This is a genomic window from Roseivirga spongicola (genome assembly GCF_001592965.1).
GTDB lineage: Bacteria > Bacteroidota > Bacteroidia > Cytophagales > Cyclobacteriaceae > Roseivirga > Roseivirga spongicola.
Window position 1 is genome coordinate 1 of sequence record NZ_LRPC01000024.1, and the last position, 578, is coordinate 578.

Here is a 578-nt window from a genome sequence, read left to right on the forward strand (position 1 = left end):
GTTACCGTTACAGTATTATCACCAATGTTAGAGCAATCGAATAAAGTTTTAGATGTTGCTACAGAAGTGATTTTGCAGTTGTCTTTGGTGCAAGAAGTAAACTGAGATACATCGCTTGTAACAGTAATTGTGCTGTAAGGTACATCGGTACCTCCGCCAATGTTTCCACCGAGTCCTCCACCAAGGCCACCGGTAAGCCCACCAGTAAGTCCACCGCTGAGTCCACCTCCAAGGCCTCCACCGAGTCCACCAGAACCGCCAGAGTTACCAGTTTCAATAACAGTACCTTCACAAACATATAGTACGTCTTTATCGTAGATTTTAGCCTTTCCGTTTTCATCTAGGTAAACCAAGATGTTCTGGGTTTGAATGGCAGGTGCAAGGTTGTCAATTACATTTACAGTAGCTGTTTTGGTAGCCGTGTTACCAGAAGCATCTTTAACAATAAGTGTTACGGTGTTAGCTCCAATGTTAGAACAGTCGAAGCTTGTTTTAGATACTTCAAGGGTAACGTTGCCACAAGCATCGCTAGACCCGTTGTCAACCATTTGAGGAGTAAGGGTAGCATTGCCATTGGC

The 578-nt window shown here is 44.1% G+C and carries 1 pseudogene; it reads right to left on the reverse strand.

The features are described 5' to 3' along the window. Window positions 1-578: pseudogene (locus AWW68_RS12105) on the reverse strand (hypothetical protein); the annotation flags it as partial.